The organism is Hyphomonas sp. ske169, assembly GCF_056850855.1.
This window is the reverse complement of record NZ_CP096146.1, coordinates 2,094,716-2,110,714: the sequence shown is the minus strand read 5'-3', so window position 1 is coordinate 2,110,714 and position 15,999 is coordinate 2,094,716. Positions and strand designations below refer to the sequence as shown.

The 15,999-nt window shown below is 56.8% G+C and carries 15 protein-coding genes; 6 read left to right on the top strand and 9 right to left on the bottom strand.

The features are described 5' to 3' along the window. Positions 1 to 4: 4 nt before the first annotated feature. Complete coding sequence (locus MY069_RS10290) at positions 5 to 988, bottom strand: polysaccharide deacetylase family protein (protein WP_482793693.1); 984 nt, start codon at positions 986 to 988, stop codon at positions 5 to 7. Between the two features lie 168 nt (positions 989 to 1,156). On the opposite strand from MY069_RS10290, the gene MY069_RS10285 reads away from it, so the two are divergent. Beyond that, on the top strand, positions 1,157 to 2,098 hold the full coding sequence (locus tag MY069_RS10285) for a PAN domain-containing protein (RefSeq protein ID WP_482793692.1): 942 nt from the start codon (positions 1,157 to 1,159) through the stop codon (positions 2,096 to 2,098). Here MY069_RS10285 and MY069_RS10280 read toward each other — a convergent pair. Next, positions 2,095 to 3,009 carry a pseudouridine synthase gene (locus MY069_RS10280; protein WP_482793691.1) on the bottom strand — a complete coding sequence of 305 codons (915 nt, stop codon included), beginning with the start codon at positions 3,007 to 3,009 and terminating at the stop codon, positions 2,095 to 2,097. The genes MY069_RS10285 and MY069_RS10280 overlap by 4 nt on opposite strands. A gap of 112 nt (positions 3,010 to 3,121) precedes the next feature. Between MY069_RS10280 and purQ the strand changes: the two genes are divergently transcribed. From purQ to purL, 3 genes are all read left to right on the top strand, one after another. Then, positions 3,122 to 3,781 carry a phosphoribosylformylglycinamidine synthase subunit PurQ gene (gene purQ / locus MY069_RS10275; protein ID WP_482793690.1) on the top strand — a complete coding sequence of 220 codons (660 nt, stop codon included), beginning with the start codon at positions 3,122 to 3,124 and terminating at the stop codon, positions 3,779 to 3,781. A gap of 66 nt (positions 3,782 to 3,847) precedes the next feature. Continuing rightward, positions 3,848 to 5,041, top strand: coding sequence for a DUF418 domain-containing protein (locus MY069_RS10270; protein WP_482793689.1), 1,194 nt, complete (start codon positions 3,848 to 3,850; stop codon positions 5,039 to 5,041). An 84-nt stretch (positions 5,042 to 5,125) separates the two neighbouring features. Continuing rightward, complete coding sequence (purL, locus tag MY069_RS10265; protein ID WP_482796697.1) at positions 5,126 to 7,366, top strand: phosphoribosylformylglycinamidine synthase subunit PurL; 2,241 nt, start codon at positions 5,126 to 5,128, stop codon at positions 7,364 to 7,366. 132 nt (positions 7,367 to 7,498) lie between these two features. Here purL and MY069_RS10260 read toward each other — a convergent pair whose 3' ends face one another. Further along, a complete protein-coding gene (locus tag MY069_RS10260; RefSeq protein ID WP_482793688.1) occupies positions 7,499 to 8,356 on the bottom strand; it encodes a prephenate dehydratase in 858 nt (285 codons plus the stop codon). A gap of 187 nt (positions 8,357 to 8,543) precedes the next feature. Here MY069_RS10260 and MY069_RS10255 point away from each other — a divergent pair, with 187 nt between their 5' ends. Continuing rightward, on the top strand, positions 8,544 to 9,476 hold the full coding sequence (locus tag MY069_RS10255; protein ID WP_482793687.1) for a c-type cytochrome: 933 nt from the start codon (positions 8,544 to 8,546) through the stop codon (positions 9,474 to 9,476). Here the strand turns inward: MY069_RS10255 and MY069_RS10250 are convergent. From MY069_RS10250 to MY069_RS10225, 6 genes are all read right to left on the bottom strand, one after another. Beyond that, positions 9,457 to 10,317, bottom strand: a complete 861-nt coding sequence (locus tag MY069_RS10250) for a C40 family peptidase (protein WP_482793686.1) — start codon at positions 10,315 to 10,317, stop codon at positions 9,457 to 9,459. The genes MY069_RS10255 and MY069_RS10250 overlap by 20 nt on opposite strands. A 55-nt stretch (positions 10,318 to 10,372) precedes the next feature. Further along, positions 10,373 to 10,753, bottom strand: coding sequence for a MarR family transcriptional regulator (locus MY069_RS10245; RefSeq protein ID WP_482793685.1), 381 nt, complete (start codon positions 10,751 to 10,753; stop codon positions 10,373 to 10,375). A 184-nt stretch (positions 10,754 to 10,937) separates the two neighbouring features. Next, positions 10,938 to 12,536, bottom strand: a complete 1,599-nt coding sequence (gene serA, locus MY069_RS10240; protein WP_482793684.1) for a phosphoglycerate dehydrogenase — start codon at positions 12,534 to 12,536, stop codon at positions 10,938 to 10,940. Beyond that, on the bottom strand, positions 12,529 to 13,071 hold the full coding sequence (locus MY069_RS10235) for a GNAT family N-acetyltransferase (RefSeq protein ID WP_482793683.1): 543 nt from the start codon (positions 13,069 to 13,071) through the stop codon (positions 12,529 to 12,531). Before MY069_RS10235 ends, serA begins: the two co-directional genes overlap by 8 nt. Before the next feature lie 21 nt (positions 13,072 to 13,092). Beyond that, positions 13,093 to 14,256, bottom strand: coding sequence for a phosphoserine transaminase (locus MY069_RS10230; protein ID WP_482793682.1), 1,164 nt, complete (start codon positions 14,254 to 14,256; stop codon positions 13,093 to 13,095). 140 nt (positions 14,257 to 14,396) lie between these two features. Next, complete coding sequence (locus tag MY069_RS10225) at positions 14,397 to 14,831, bottom strand: response regulator (RefSeq protein ID WP_482793681.1); 435 nt, start codon at positions 14,829 to 14,831, stop codon at positions 14,397 to 14,399. 224 nt (positions 14,832 to 15,055) lie between these two features. Here MY069_RS10225 and MY069_RS10220 point away from each other — a divergent pair, with 224 nt between their 5' ends. Then, positions 15,056 to 15,955, top strand: a complete 900-nt coding sequence (locus tag MY069_RS10220; protein ID WP_482793680.1) for a 1-acyl-sn-glycerol-3-phosphate acyltransferase — start codon at positions 15,056 to 15,058, stop codon at positions 15,953 to 15,955. The last annotated feature ends 44 nt before the right edge of the window (positions 15,956 to 15,999 follow it).

Below are 15,999 nucleotides of genomic sequence, written 5' to 3'. Positions count from 1 at the left end.
GCCTCTATTCCGCGCCATCCGCGCGCGGTGTAAACGCGCCATAGGCAGCAACCTTTTCTTCTATTCCAAGCTCGCTCGCGCTCCAATGATCAAACACCTCGCGACCGCGCATGCCGGCGTCCGCAGCTAGGGCTGCAACCCGGCCGGCCCCGGAAAATCGTGTGGTCGGCAATTGGTCTACAATCGGATCCGCAAACGCCTCATCTGGGTGGATAATCTGCCACCCATCTTCCCTTAGAGCTGTAATCATCTCTGCTGAGAAACTCGCAGCGAGATCATTTTCGTGCAGCAATAAAACCTGCGCCGGACGACGCCCGAAGACCGTCTGGCCGAGCGCGTCATAGTGGTTTGCCGCGTCCAACACCATCTCGACATAGACCTGCGACAGAGCTTGCATATCCACGTCCGCCCCGCTGCGCACGGCCTGGAACCAAAGACGGTCCAAGTGCCAATCATAGGTGTCCACAGTGACATAGCCGCTGATCAAATCGCGGTCGGCGAGCGCTTTGCGCAAGGCGTCGCGGCGCACGGCATCCGCATTCGTCTCACCCTGCCCGCCTTCATCCAAAAAGGGGAACCGAAACCACGGACGGCGATTGGCAAACGGCGCGAGTTTTGTTTCAGCTTGATCGATATCGGCGATGTAATCGTTTGTCGGGGTCCGGCTCGCCCAAACATGCTGATCGCTATGATTGGCGATCAAATGACCGGCAGCCGCATAGGCATTGATCCGCGCGACACCGTCCGGAAGATCCAGGCCTTTTGTGGTGACGAAAATCGCGACAGGGCCGGACTCGGCGCGATCTAATTGCGCGATGAGAGCGTCAGTCCGCTCGTCGCCTGCATAGCGCGGCCCAGCGCCCAAAGGCGCGTCATCATAGGTGAGCGCGATCCGTTTTAGACCCGCGTCAGGCGCCGCATTTGAGGGACTGTCAATACATGCAGACACGGAAAAAAGAAGGACAGCAATCAACCAACGAAAAACCATCGCTAATCCTACTCAGAACCGAGTAAAAAGCACAATCGGTTTTCGAGCGAGATCACCAAACGCGACCGGCAAATTCGCGCCAATCAAAATCTCAATTGCACGCTCACACCTTATTAAGCCCACCTGTGGCATTATGCGGGCATACGCTTGTAATGAGAGATCTGAGCCATGCGCGCTTTACCGGCCCTGTTCGCCATCGCTATGTTCGCCGTTCCGGCCTTCGCTGACACTGCACTGCAAGGCGGCCCGCTGACGGTTGAAGACAACACTTACCGGTTCGGCGATCTCTACCATTCCGAGCGCGGCACCACAGTGGAAGCCTGCGCGCAAAAGTGTACGGCCGATCAAGGCTGCGCCTCATGGTCTCTAACCCCTGCCACCTTCCGCATGGGCCCGCGTTGCGAGCTAAAACGGACCCCCGGAGAAGCCATTTCCCGCCCTGGCGCTACATCTGGCATGTCAGAGGTTTGGCAAATGGACCCCGCCCGCCACGCAGCGATGCGCTATCAGCCGCGCGTGCCTGAAAGTCGCCAACCGGTTGCCGTACCACTGGATCAATTGCGGCCATCGCCCGTGCCGCGGACATTTGGTGACCCGCCACCTATTCGCGAACCCGAGCTGATGGGCGCACCTGGTCCGCAAGCGGCGATTCAACCGACGCCCGGAAAAGCGGTCACGCTCGGAGCGCCGACCCAGACTGCGCAAGTCCATCGCGGTCCGGGTGAGGGCGTCGTTCCTGAATATGTGAAACAGCCGGCCCCGCAACCTGCTCCACCGGCCTATCAAGAGGCGGCACGTCAGGCCCCGAAACCCGTTTTCAAAGATCCGGCTCATATGGCGCCGACGGCGACTCCCGTTGCCGCAAATCTCAACGCTGTGGTGAAACGCCAAGCTCAGACGCCGCAACCGGCTCCGATGCCGGTCGCAGCACCGACGCCAGCTCCTGCACCCGTGCCGATGCCAATGACAGAGCCTGAACCGCAACGCGTCCCTTGGACGGAGCGCACTGGCACAACGCCAAACTATTCCGTAGGCGGCAGCGGCTATGTTCCTGGTGACGAGGATGCGACAGCAGGATTCGTCGAAGGAGTTCCAGAAGCCGGAACTTAATCGCGCTTCGGGCGTTTTGACCGCGCGCGCATTTTCTCGACTTCCTTGGATTTATCGCGATTGGGCTTAGGTCCGCCGCGCCCGACAAAGCTCCGTCCTTTACGGATCGGTTTGCCGCTTTCGTCGGTCACGCGTTTATGCTTGGGCGGCAGCGAGGCCGCGATCAAAGCCGCCCGTTCCTTTGGTTTTAACGCCCGCCATTTACCCGTCTCCAAATCACCCATCTCGAGTGGTCCAATTCGGATACGTTGAAGATCGACCACGCGCAATCCAACCAGATCGCACATGCGCCGGATCTGACGCTTGCGGCCCTCTTTGAGGATAAATCGAAGCGTTTGACCCTCCACGACCGTGACCTTAGCAGGCTTGAGCCGCCGCTCATCCAAGCTGAGACCATTGCGCAATAGGGTCAGGCGCCCATCCGTGATCTTGCCTTGGACGGTGACCAAATACTCTTTTTCGAGACTGTGCTGAGGCCCAATAATCGCTTTGGCGAGCACGCCATCATCAGACAATAGTAAGAGACCATGCGAATCTTGATCGAGCCGACCAAGCGGGGCGAGGCTAGCATCTTTCGCAGGGCCACGCGTGCCATCGGTTGCGTTCGTGGTCTTCAGCAAACGAACCGCCGGCACTTGATCGTCTTCAGGCTGGGCTGAGACATAGTCGACCGGCTTGTTCAATACAGCGGTGAATTTGCTGGCAATTGCCTGCTGCGCCCGGGCGGCGAGTGTGAGGGTTTGTCCGGGCTCAATCTTATGGCCGGGCCGCTCGACCACGACCTCATCAACAAGCACACCGCCCGCCTCGATCAAGGCCTCAGCTTCGCGCCGAGAGCAGAGCCCGAGCTCAGCCATCCACTTGTTCAAGCGAACCGGCGCATTGCCGCGATATATGTGCGCATCTGACATAGCCGTCCGTTTGACGCCCCCGGGTCTGAGCGTCAATCGAGAAATGCCAGATCTGGATATTCCCTTTTGCCCCGACTCCCTGCTAAAGGCTGCGCCAAACATAGGAGTGGCCATGAAAACCGCTGTCATCGTCTTTCCCGGTTCGAATTGCGACCGCGACGCCCAAGTCGCGCTCAGACAAGCCACAGGCCAAGAGCCAGCAATGGTTTGGCACAAGGATGGAACCATCCCTGAAGGCACAGACTTGGTCATGGTGCCGGGCGGGTTCTCTTATGGCGACTATCTACGCTGCGGTGCTGTCGCGGCGAACAGCCCAATCATCTCTCAACTGCATGCCCATGCCGAGCGCGGCGGGTACATTCTCGGCGTTTGCAATGGCTTTCAGATTCTTTGTGAGACCGGCCTGCTGCCCGGCGCCTTGATCCGCAATGCTGGCCTTGAATTTGTCTGTCGGCCTGAAGTCTTGAAGATTGAAACCACCAATACGGCCTTCACTAATGCTTATGCGGGCGGAGAAATTACGATCCCAATCGCGCACCATGATGGCAATTATGTCGCCGACGTGGAAACCTTGAACACACTCGAAGGCGATGGCCGCGTGGCGTTCCGTTACACGGACAACCCAAATGGCTCCGCACGCGATATTGCCGGGGTGATCAGCGAGAATGGCCGGGTGCTCGGAATGATGCCGCACCCTGAGCGCGCGATTGGCGGCCATGAAGGCGGCACCGATGGCCTCGGCATGTTTGAGAGCCTGCTCGCGGCAGCCTAACCCAAACGCTTGCCCCTATCCCCGATCCGCGCCTAAATTTCAAAAAGGGAATGCGGAGGGATCAAAATGAGCTATGCCCAGGAAACCCAAGACGCGGGCCGAGAAATCTTCCCAGATCTTGCGCGCGCATTCGCTCTAATCGGCATTTGCGTGGTGAATGTTGGCGTCATCGCGTGGCCGATGATGTCTGGATACGGCCCCGAAGGCACTGCAACCGAGATCGACAGCGCCGCCTTCTTTAGCGTGAACGCGTTCTTCCTGATGAAGTCTTACACCCTGTTTTCTTTTATGTTCGGGGTCGGTTTTGCCTATCAAATGCAGTCCGCGCAGCGCCGCGGGATTGGCTTTGCGGGACGCTATTGGCGGCGCATTTTCGGCCTTTTGGCTTTTGGACTGATCAATGTCGCCTTCCTGTTCCAAGGCGATATCCTGGTCATGTACGCGATCCTGGGCAGCCTCCTCTTTCTGTTTAGAAATAGCAGTGCACGCACCCTCTCAGGCTGGGCCATTGGCACCTATGTATTGCAGTGCACTTTGGTGGCTTTCATGGCCGCAAGCATGGCCGCCTATAGCCATTTTGATCCCGAGAATTACACGGTCGAGATGGCGACCATGGCCGAAGACGCTATTCGAGATTCAGAAGCCTATCGCTCTGGCGATTTCACCGCCGCCATCGTTCAACGGTTCACGGATTGGGGCGGGGTCATCACCTTTGGCATGATGATGCAGGGCATCGGCGCGTTCTCATTTTTCCTGTTCGGACTGTCTGCGGTCAAACGTGGGACGATTGCCAACCCCTCCGCGCCGTTTTGGAAACGCTGCCGGTGGGTGTTCTTGCCGATCGGGCTTGTGATCAGTGGGATTGGCGCTTGGTTCACGCTGCAAGGCGGCGGCGGTTTCGGCCCTAAAATTCTGATGGGCATGGCGATCATTATGCTGGGCAGCCCGTTCTCAACCGCCAGCTATCTTGGCCTAATCGCGAAATGGGCCGAGCAGCCTGGCGGCACGGTCAAAACCTTCCTCGCCCGCGGCGGCACCTCATCGCTCACCGCTTATTTGATGCAGGGCCTGATCCTATCGCTGATCTTTAACGCCTATGGCTTCGGCCTGTTCGAACAAGTCGGTGCTGCAGGCTGTGTTGCCATCGCGTTTGGGGTGGCGCTGTTCACGGTCATTTTTGCAAGCTTGTGGCGGACAAAATTCAAGCGCGGACCACTGGAGTACGTGCTGCGCGGCTGGACCTATCTCGGGGCGCGGTAATCCAGGCTCATAAACGCTCTAGCGAATCTCAGCGGCAAGCGCTAAAGCGCGCGCATGACTGACACATCTGCGATTATCGCCGCTATGCAGGCTCAGCAGGACGAAGCGTCCGCGCAAGAGCATGGGATCAATGCTGAAGAGTGGGAGCGTCTGACCACCCGCCTCGGACGCCAGCCCAATCTGGTCGAACTCGGCATCTATTCAGTGATGTGGTCAGAGCATTGCTCCTACAAATCCTCGCGGCGGCACCTGTCCAAATTCCCGACCAAGAATGAGCATGTCATTCAAGGCCCCGGCGAGAATGCAGGCGTGATCGATATTGGCGACGGCCAGGCGGCGATCTTCAAAATGGAGAGCCATAACCACCCATCTTATATCGAGCCCTATCAAGGGGCTGCGACGGGCGTGGGCGGCATCTTGCGCGATGTCTTCACCATGGGCGCGCGCCCGATTGCCCTGGTCAATGCGCTGCGCTTTGGCGATCCGAGCCATCCCAAAACGCGCAGCCTGGTGGCCGGCGTCGTTGCCGGGATTGGCGGCTATGGCAATTGTGTTGGCGTGCCGACTGTGGCCGGCGAGACCGAGTTTCATTCCGGCTATAATGGCAACATCCTGGTCAATGCGATGGCGGTTGGCCTCGCCGATCAAGACAAGATTTTCTATGCCCGCGGCGCAACGCCCGGCAATCCGATCTTCTATGTCGGCTCAAAGACCGGCCGCGATGGCATCCATGGCGCGACTATGGCCTCGGCCGAATTCTCTGAAGGCGATGAGGACAATCGACCGACGGTTCAGGTCGGCGATCCGTTCACCGAAAAGCTGCTGATTGAAGCCTGCTTAGAGCTGATGGCCACAGATGCGATCCAAGCGATCCAAGATATGGGCGCCGCGGGTCTGACCTCCTCATCAGTCGAGATGGCCGATAGTGGCGGCGAGAATGGCGAAGGCATAGGCGTTGAGATGGACTTGGACAAAGTTCCGCAACGCGAGACTGGCATGAGCGCCTATGAGATCATGCTGTCGGAAAGCCAAGAGCGTATGCTGATGGTGCTCTATCCAGACAAGATCGAGCTGGCGAAACAGATTTTCGACAAATACGATCTCGACGCTGAAGTGATCGGCATGACAACCGATTCTGGGCGCATGGTGCTGAAACAATTCGGCGAGACGGTGTGCGATATCCCTGTCGCGCCGCTGGCTGAAGATGCGCCGAATTATGACCGGCCCTGGGTCGAACCGAAAAAGCGAGCGCCGCTGGATCTCTCTAAATATCCCGAGCCGGAAGATTATGGCGAGGTGCTGCTGAAGCTGATGTCTTGCCCGGACATGGCCTCTAAGCGCTGGATCTGGGAGCAATATGATCGCCACGTCATGGGAGACACAATCGATAGCTCGCAGAGCATGGGCAATGCAGCGATTGTGCGCGTTCATGGTACAAATAAGGCGCTCGCCATCACCTCAGATTGCACCCCGCGCTATGTCGCGGCGGACCCGTATGAAGGCGGCAAACAGGTGGTTGCGGAAGCCTATCACAATCTGTCGGCGGTTGGCGCGAAACCGATTGCGATCACTGACAATCTAAATTTCGGCAATCCCGAAAAGCCCGAGACGATGGGCTATATCGTCAAAGCGATTGAGGGCATGGCCGAGGCGTGTAAAGCGCTCGATTTCCCCGTCGTGTCCGGCAATGTCAGCCTATACAATGAGACGGACGGCATCGCGATCCCGCCGACGCCTGTGGTTGGCGGGGTCGGCCTGATTGAGGACTTGGACAAAGTCGCGACGCTGAAAGGCGCGCAACCCGGGGATGTGCTGATCCTGATCGGCGAGACCAAAGGCCATCTCGGTGCATCGCTCTATGCGCGGGAGATTTTGGGGCTAGACGGCGATGAGGCGGGACCACCGCCACCAGTAGATTTGGCGACTGAGCAGAAGAACGCGGATTTTGTGCGCGAGCTGATTGAGCAAGGGCTCGTCAATGCGGTGCACGATGTCAGCGATGGCGGTGTGGCCTGTGCGGCGGCGGAATTGCTTTTAGGGTCTGGTCTTGGATTGGATGGCGCTTTGGGCGCTGGCGATGATCAACGCGCTGCGTATTTCGGCGAAGGCATCGGACGATTTTTGATTGCGGTTTCGCCACGCGATGCGGCAACAGTTCAAACGCGCGCAGATCAAGCGGGTCTGCCTGGTTTATTAATAGGTGATTTGGTTGATGGAGATGGGTTCTCATTGGTCAATGATGGACCGGTACTCGATGTCTCTCTCTCTCGCCTCCGCGATGCGCATGAAGATTGGTTACCCAGCTATATGAGCAAAGTCGAGTAAAGCGCGTTATTTACCGGCGATACCTGCGCAGGCAGGTATCCATGGATGGGATTTGCCGTCTAACAATTTGGAATATTTAGTTCTTGGACCCCAGCCTTCTCTGGGGTCTTTGGAATGTGACGTTCTAATCAACTACCCGCGTGGGCCGCGCAGGGCTTCGCGTGCGAGATTCTTCGGATAAACGCCAAGGATCTTCAGCGAGTTCGAGAAAAAACCCAACTCCTCGAGCGCCAATTGGACCCGGCGCTCATCCGGATGACCTTCAATCTCAGCATAGAATTGTGACGCGCTGAACGAGCCTTCAATTTGATAGCTTTCAAGCTTAGTCATGTTCACGCCATTCGTCGCGAAACCACCAAGCGCTTTGTAGAGCGATGACGGAATGTTGCGCACTTGGAACAGAAACGCGGTCATGCATGGCCCGTCTTCTGGACCAATGTCGAGCGGTTCAGGCGACATGATCACGAACCGGGTCGTGTTATGCGCGGCGTCTTCCACATCGTTGGCCAAGATTTCGAGATCATATTCTTCCGCGGCAAGAGAGGGCGCGAGCGCTGCTGCTTTAATGTCTCCACGCTCGGCGACTTGCCGCGCTGCCCCAGCTGTATCGGCCGCGGTGCGCGCTTGAATGCCATGCTTGCGCAAGAAGTTCCGACACTGCCCTAGCCCCATGACATGGCGATAAGCGCGCTCGATATTTTCCAGTTTTGCGCCCTTTAGAGCCATCAGCTGGAACCGGATCCGCATCAAATGCTCGCCAATCATGTGCAAGCTGGTGGACGGCAAGAGGTGATGGATATCGCCGACACGGCCCGCAATTGTATTCTCGACCGGAATCATTGCGAGCTGCGCTTCACCGCCTTCGACCATAGCGATGACATCTTCAAATGTGCGGCACGCGACCGGTTCATGATCCGGATAAACGTCCAAACAGGCAATATGCGAGTTGGCGCCGCGCTCCCCCTGATAGGCAATTTTGCCTTGTGTCATCTTTTGATCTCCAATTTCGATCCGGTCCCTATTTGCCAAGCCTTTCAATATAAAGACCCTGATAATCAACCTGCGCGCTTTCGCCGCTGAATCAGGTAACGCGCAATCTGCCACATCTGTATATATTGATTGCGAACGCATAGCGTGTCAGAAGGCGCGCGCAAGATTGGAATATGAGGGATCACCTATGGGCGAACTCGGACTCAACAAGATTTTCGGGGCACTTCTGGCTGTAGGCCTTGTAGTTCTTGGCCTGAAAGAGGTTTCAACCATCGTCTTTGGCGGCGGGCATCACCACCATCATGAATACGAATCACTGAACGCATGGGCCGAATCAAACTTTAAAGGCTACCGCGTCGATATTGCTGACGCTGGCGGCTCAGGCGAAGTGCCTGTAGAGGTTTATGACCTTGGCGCGCTTCTCCTTGGCGCAGACTTGGCGCGCGGCGAGCGCAGCTTCAAAGCGAAATGCGCCTCGTGCCACACCATTGACCAAGGCGGAGCCGACGGCACCGGACCAAATCTTTATGCCACGCTGGGCGCTGCCAAGCAGAGCCATACAGGCTTCAATTATTCAGGCGCGCTCGGAAACACCGAAGGCGACTGGTCTTGGGAGCGTATGGATGCCTGGCTCGAAAATCCATCAAGCTATGCGCGCGGCACAAGCATGGCCTTTGCTGGCTTGAAGCGGGATGATGAGCGCGCCAGCGTGCTCGCTTATCTCGCCTCTTACAGCCCAGACGCCCCTGTCGCGCCAGAGCCACTTCCAGAGGTCGCTGAAGAAGGCGATGCGGAGGAAGCTGCTGGCGATCTCGCAGAAACTGATGAAAACGTCATCGAAGGCGCTGCTGACACCGCAGGTGATGCAGCCGAGGCCGCTGAAGCGGCTGCCGATCAAGCCATCGAAGACGCTGCAGGCGAAGGCACAGCCGCCATCGCTGAGGCTGCCGCTACTGCCGAGGAGACGATTTCAGAAACCGTCTCTGATGCCGCTGATACAGTAACCGACGCCGTCGAAACGACCGTTTCTGACGCCGCGGATACGGTTGAGGAGACAGTGACGGATGCAGCAGAGACTGCGGAAGAAGTGGTCGAAGAGGCTACTGAGACGGAAGAGTAAGCCAGTCCGGCTGCACACCTCTCAAACTTGAAACATCTACGCGGCGAGCCTCTAAGGGCTCGCCGTATTCATTTGCAATCCGCTGAATCGCAGGCGCGAGCGGCTCTTTCATTGTCGTCATAAAGGTCCCATTGGCGTGCAGCAGCGTTTCACTGTCTGCCATCAATCCGACATGCCCCTTCCAAAAGAGAAGATCACCGCGCTGCAAGGCACCTGGGGCTTGCCACTGCGCGATCGGGTCGCCAAACCAAACCTGCTGCATATCGCTATCGCGCGGACACAGAACACCACACGCACCAAAGGCAATCTGGACGAGGCCGGAACAATCGAGGCCCAAACAATCGCGTCCGCCCCACAAATAAGGCGTTCCCAGAAACCGCTCGGCCACGGCAACGGGATCGGTTTCATAGGCGCCGGCGTCAGCGATCAAATGATCCACGATCCATCCAGCCCGCTCAAACCGCAAATATCGCCCTTCGCGATCGCCTGTCGCCGTCAGTTTAGCGCCGGCCCCCAGCACAAGATGCGCCGCAGCGGTGATCTTAGGGTCGGTATAGGTGTGCAGACGGCCGACACTCACGCGATGGGTCACGTCCAGGACGGCGGCCGATAGAGCGTCCATCAGAACCCAACCGACATAGCGATCTGTTTCGCACTGAACGAGGCCAAACCCGCCCTCTTCATGATGCAAGAGCACTGTCTCGCCGTGTAAGACTTGGCTCACCTGCGTGCTCTCTGACGCAGGGGCTTTGCGCAGCGCAGCAATACCAGCATTCACCTGCATCCGCTGCCGCGAACCGCCTTCGGGAAGGGTTAGTCTTGGGTCTTGATATGATAGCAAAGCGTATCTCCAACCGATTCAAGTTAGAGATATAGACCTAAAACCAAGGAAAAGTTTAGGCGACTGCGCGGCCAAGCTCTGATGTCTGATCACTGGTGATCTCGCCAGCTTCCGCAGCTTGAATCTGTCCACCAAAAGCGCGCAGCCAATCCATGCCTTTGGTCGTGCGCTCAATATGCACGCTGCGCAGATCGTTTTCGTCAGGAATGCGCTTAATCAAGTCGTTGCGTTCAAGCACATCAAGCGCCCGCGTAACCGCAGGTTTCGCAATGTTGAGGTGGCCAGATAGGCCCCGCACCGTGTGCGGTCCAGGTGTTAGCGCAACCGTCATCAAGACCGCTTGCTGCCGGGCCGTCATATCAGACTCGTCAGACCGCACATAAGCCGTCAAAGCGCAGCGCCAGAGATCCAGAGCCTGCCTTTGTGTCATCGCCATTTTCGCTCACCTTATTTCGTTTGGTAAGCGAATCAGAATCCGATTTGCGACTCGCGTAAAGAGTCCAGAGAAATTTTTGCTGCGAAGAAAAAGCCCTCATCCGGAGCGACGTCGACGGACGAGGGCTAGCCGTTTTAGAACCACATCCTTCGACTTCGCTCAGGATGAGGAGACCAAATACAAGTTAGAAATTCAACACTCTCGCATAGCGAACATGCGGCAGTGATTTGAGCTGTTTGACCAAATCGGTGGATGGCTCGCTATCAATTCCAATCAGCGCAATCGCCTCGCCGCCCGCATCGGTGCGTCCGAGATGGAAAGTCGCGATATTGATCTCTTCTTTGCCGAGCAGCGCCCCAAGTGAACCAATGAAGCCAGGCTTATCGAGATTGTTCACGTAGAGGACGCGCGAATTGAAATCGCCTTCTAGCGCCATGCCTTTGACTTCGACGATCCGCGGTTGGCCAGCGATCAGCGTGCCCGCGAGCGAACGCCAACCGGGTTCTGGGTCGTTTTCGGTCCGTTTGGTCAGGACTTTGATACGGATCAGACTGTCATAGACCGGGCTGTCTTCGGTCTTGGTCTCCGCCAGTTTCACACCGCTCTCATTCAGCACTTCTGGCGCCGACACCATGTTCACATCACCGCGCGATGGCCGCAGCAATCCCGCTAGCGCGGCGGCGGTGAGCGGCTTGCGATTGAGCTCAGCAACCTCGCCTTCATATTCGATAACGACTTCTTCAAAGCCATAATCGCTGATCTGACCGGCAAACAAGCCGAGCTTTTCCGCCAAGGCGGCGAAAGGCTTTAAACGCGGCGCTTCGTCTGCGGTGATGGAAGGCATGTTCAGCGCATTGGTCACCGCGCCCGTCAGCAGATAATCGCTCATCTGTTCGGCAACCTGCAGGGCAACATTTTCCTGCGCTTCGGTCGTCGCCGCGCCCAGGTGCGGGGTGGCGATAAAGTTCGGAGCGCCGAATAGGACGTTTTCTTTCGCTGGTTCTTCAGCAAATACATCAAAGGCAGCCGCGCCGATATGGCCGGACTTCAAACCTTCTGCGACCGCTGCCTCGTCGACTAGGCCGCCCCGCGCACAATTGACCAAGATCACACCCTTTTTGGTTTTTGCGAGCGCGTCAGCCGACAGGATATTGCGGGTCTGGTCGGTGAGGGGTGTGTGCAAAGTGATCGCGTCCGCACGGGCCAGCATGGCATCAAGATCCGCGGCCTTTTCTACACCAAGTTCTACCGCCCGCTCTTCTGTGAGGAACGGATCATAGGCGAGCACTTTCATCTGCAGGCCTTTGGCCCGCTCGGCGACGCGCGCACCAATATTGCCGCAACCGATCAGGCCGAGCGTTTTGTAAGAGAGTTCGGTGCCCATAAAGGCTTTTTTCGGCCACTCGCCGGCTTGGGTACCCGCATTCGCTGCTGGAATTTGCCGAGCGGCCGCAAACATCATCGCAATCGCATGCTCGGCCGTGGTCACAGCATTCCCGAACGGCGTGTTCATGACCACGACGCCTTTTCCCGTGGCGGCTTTGATATCGATATTATCGACCCCAATCCCGGCGCGGCCGATGACTTTCAAATTGTCCGCAGCAGCGATGATGTCAGCGTCTGGCTTGCACGCAGAGCGCACGACGAGGCCATCAAATTCAGGAATTTTCGCAATCAGCTCTTCCTTGCTGAGGCCAACAGCGGTTTCAGTTTCCAGGCCGCGATTTTTAAAAATATCAACGGCGGCTGGGGCGAGTTTATCTGCAATCAGAACTTTAGGCATCTGTGTCTCCAAGGCGCCAATCGGCGCGATCTAGTCTGTGAACAAGGCAGTCATCGTCTTTATCAAACAAACGACGACCGATCGGTCGGAAGCCCAGGCGCTGATAGAATCGATGGGCGTCCGTATTAGAATTCAGGGGGTCAATTAGGATGGCTTCGACAACCGGATCGGCAAAGGCGCGATTGACCGCGAGACGCATCATTTGCGTTCCATAGCCCTTGCCCAGGCAGTCTTTCTCGCCGATCCAAATATCCATGGCGCGCAAGTTTGGCGGACAGTCTGCCCCCCAATAATGTGTGCGCTCCAAAGCCGGATCGATGACCTGCATGGCGCCGATGGCCCGTCCGTTTAGTTCGGCAATGAAATAGGCGCTGGCCGGATCATCGCTGGTAATCTCTTCCAACCATTCCGCATCGTCAAAAGCCACATCAGCATTGGGATCGTCGCTGGTCGCAGCGATCACATGCGGTTCGTGATCCCATCGCTCAAGATGGGGCACGTCCGCTGGCAGAGCAGGTCGAAGCACGAGCGTCATGGCCGAAGCCTTCGGGAGCGACTACAGCGCAGCGAGTTCTTCGGCGAAGGTCCAGTCGAGCCACGGCGTCAGTTTCGCGACATCGTCCGGCTCAACGGTTGCACCGCACCAGATCCGTAATCCCGGAGGTGCTTTAGCATAGCCATTCGCATCGAAACACGCATCCTCATCTTCCAGACGCTTCATCATACGTTTGATGAAGTCGCGCTGGGTCGGCTCATCCATTTTGACAAAAGTCGGATGGACAATCGAGAAGGTCACGCCGGAATTCGAACGAACATCATCATCCGCGCAGAGGAACTCAATCCAATCGGTCTTGGCGACCCAATCCGTGAGGATCTTAAGCGAGCGATCAGAACGGGCTTTGAGGCCCTGATAACCGCCGCACTCTTCGGCCCAATCGAGGGCCTGAAGATAGTCTTCAGTACACAAAAGCGAAGGCGTATTGATCGTATTGCCTTCGAACAAGGATTCGTTGAGCTTGCCGCCTTTGGTCATGCGGAAAATCTTAGGCAGCGGGCGCTCTGGCTTACAGCTCTCGAGGCGGCGCACCGCATTCGGCGACAGGATCAGCATGCCATGGGCAGCTTCCCCGCCTAGCACTTTTTGCCAAGAATAAGTCACGACATCGAGCTTTTCCCACTCCATGTCCTGAGCAAAAACCGCTGACGTTGCATCACAGATCACAACGCGGTCTGGGTTCGGTTTGATCCAATCGGCATTCGGAACCCGAACGCCGGCCGTGGTCCCATTCCAAGTGAAAATAATGTCCGCATCGTCGCGGGCTTTTTCAAATGGCGGCAGCACGCCATAATCGCCAACATGGATGTTACAGTCGACGAGCTTCAGCTCGTTTACCGCATCGGTCACCCAATCTTTGCCGAAGCTTTCCCAGGCAAACACATCGACGGGACGCTGGCCCAACATCGACCACATGCACATTTCAACAGCGCCTGTATCAGACGCCGGCACAATCGCCACACGGTAATCCTCAGGCAGGCCGAGAATGTCTTTTGTGCGTTCAATCGCTTGTTTCAGCTTCGCTTTCGCGGTGGCTGAACGGTGCGAGCGCCCAAGCGCGGCAGATTCAAGTTTTTCGAGGGAAAATCCAGGACGCTTCGCGGTCGGCCCAGAAGAGAAAAGCGGACATGCAGGACGCACGTCGGGTTTGGCGACATCAGTCATCTGTTTGTACTCCTATCCTTACAGATAGGCTGACTCTCGTTGGGGAGAGCTGGCCCACCGCGCATATGGCGCAGGCCAGACCAGAGTGCAAGCTAAGAATACGGAATAAAGGAAAAGAGCGGATCCGCTACGGGAATTGCTTAAGCTGCAACCGCCACATCGCTCTTCGCGCCCGGCATTTGTTCGAGCAGGAAGTCGTGAAAAGATTCCGCCCGCTGGATAAAGCGGTTGAACGGAAGCTTGGCTTTAAAGATGGCAGAAGGCGCGACATTGGCTCCGCACTTTAAAGCTGTCATCACCGCTTGGTCGCGTTCTGGCTGAGCCGAACAGACGGCAATCCGGTGTTTGCCCATATTGGCGACGCGCGCGATCGTCATGTCGCCATCAAAGCTGTCTGGTAGGGTCAAGTCGAGTACAACAAGATCGAAACGTTCAAGACGCAGGCGGTTTTCCGCTTCCATCAGGGTCGTTGCCATAACGAGGTCAACCGGAACGCGCGCCCGCGCTGCTTTGTCGGCAGCCACCAACAATAACTCTCTTACCGGTTCGTGATCTTCGACCCAAAGAACTTTCATCAAAATACCCTTACGACTCTACCAGTGTTTCCCCGGCGATCCTCGCCTAGCCCTCTTCTGAAACCCACTTTGCCACCAACCGATTACAGGATGGTAAAGCGAAAGTGACCAAAGTGTTGACAATGCTACAGGTTCGGCCCCGCTGACCCCCGGCGTCGCCAAGCTGGCACGAACTGTGATAGAGTTCATATCAAGACGATGATTCCCAATGGAGACGGGACTTTATGACGAGCAAAACGCTACCAGCAGCGTCCACCCACGCGGCCTTTTTGGCTGAGCTGGAAGCGAGCGACGATCATATTGTTGATCGACTAATAAAAGAACGCTGCCCAAGTTTTGTCGATCATTGGTCCTGGCCCGTCATACGTCCCTTGCTGTATTCGGTACTCGGTTATGATCGCGCCTGCCGAACTTCAGATTATTTGCAGACACTAAATGGCGGCGACAGTTTCGACCATTTATCGACTGAACTGGCAGTTGATCTCTCTCTCAACGAGATCGAAAAAATGCCGAAAGAAGGCCGCTTGGTGGTCGCGGCCAACCATCCGACGGGATTGGCTGATGGCGTCGCGGTTTGGGACGCGTTGCGGCGCGTCCGCCGTGACATTGTATTCTTCGCCAATGCCGATGCCTTACGGGTCAATCCAGGATTTTCCGACGTTTTGATCCCGGTTGAATGGGTGATGGATAAACGCTCGCCCGCAAAAACGCGCGAAACCCTGCGGCTCGCCAAAGAAGCCTTCGCAGCTGAAAAATGCGTTGTCATCTTCCCGTCTGGAAAACTCGCCAAGAAAATTGACGGCGTCCTCACCGAACAAGACTGGATGCCGACCGTGGTCAGCCTAGCGCGGAAACACAAAGCGCCGGTCCAGCCGCTGAATTTAAAAGCCAAGAATTCGTGGCTCTATTATCTGTTCTCGCAAGTGAATGGTGAGCTGCGGGACATTACTTTGTTCCACGAGCTTCTCAATAAAAGCGGTAGCCCGTTTGAAATGACGTTCGGACCACTGATTTCGCCAGAGCGTTTAGAGGGCGATGCCAGCGCGCTCACACTGGCCCTGCGCGAATATGTGTCCGTCCATTTAGCGGACGGTCCGAAGATCGAGTTCGACCCCAACCTCTAAACACGAAAAAGGCCGCATCGTTCCGAGCGGCCTCTTCCAAACTT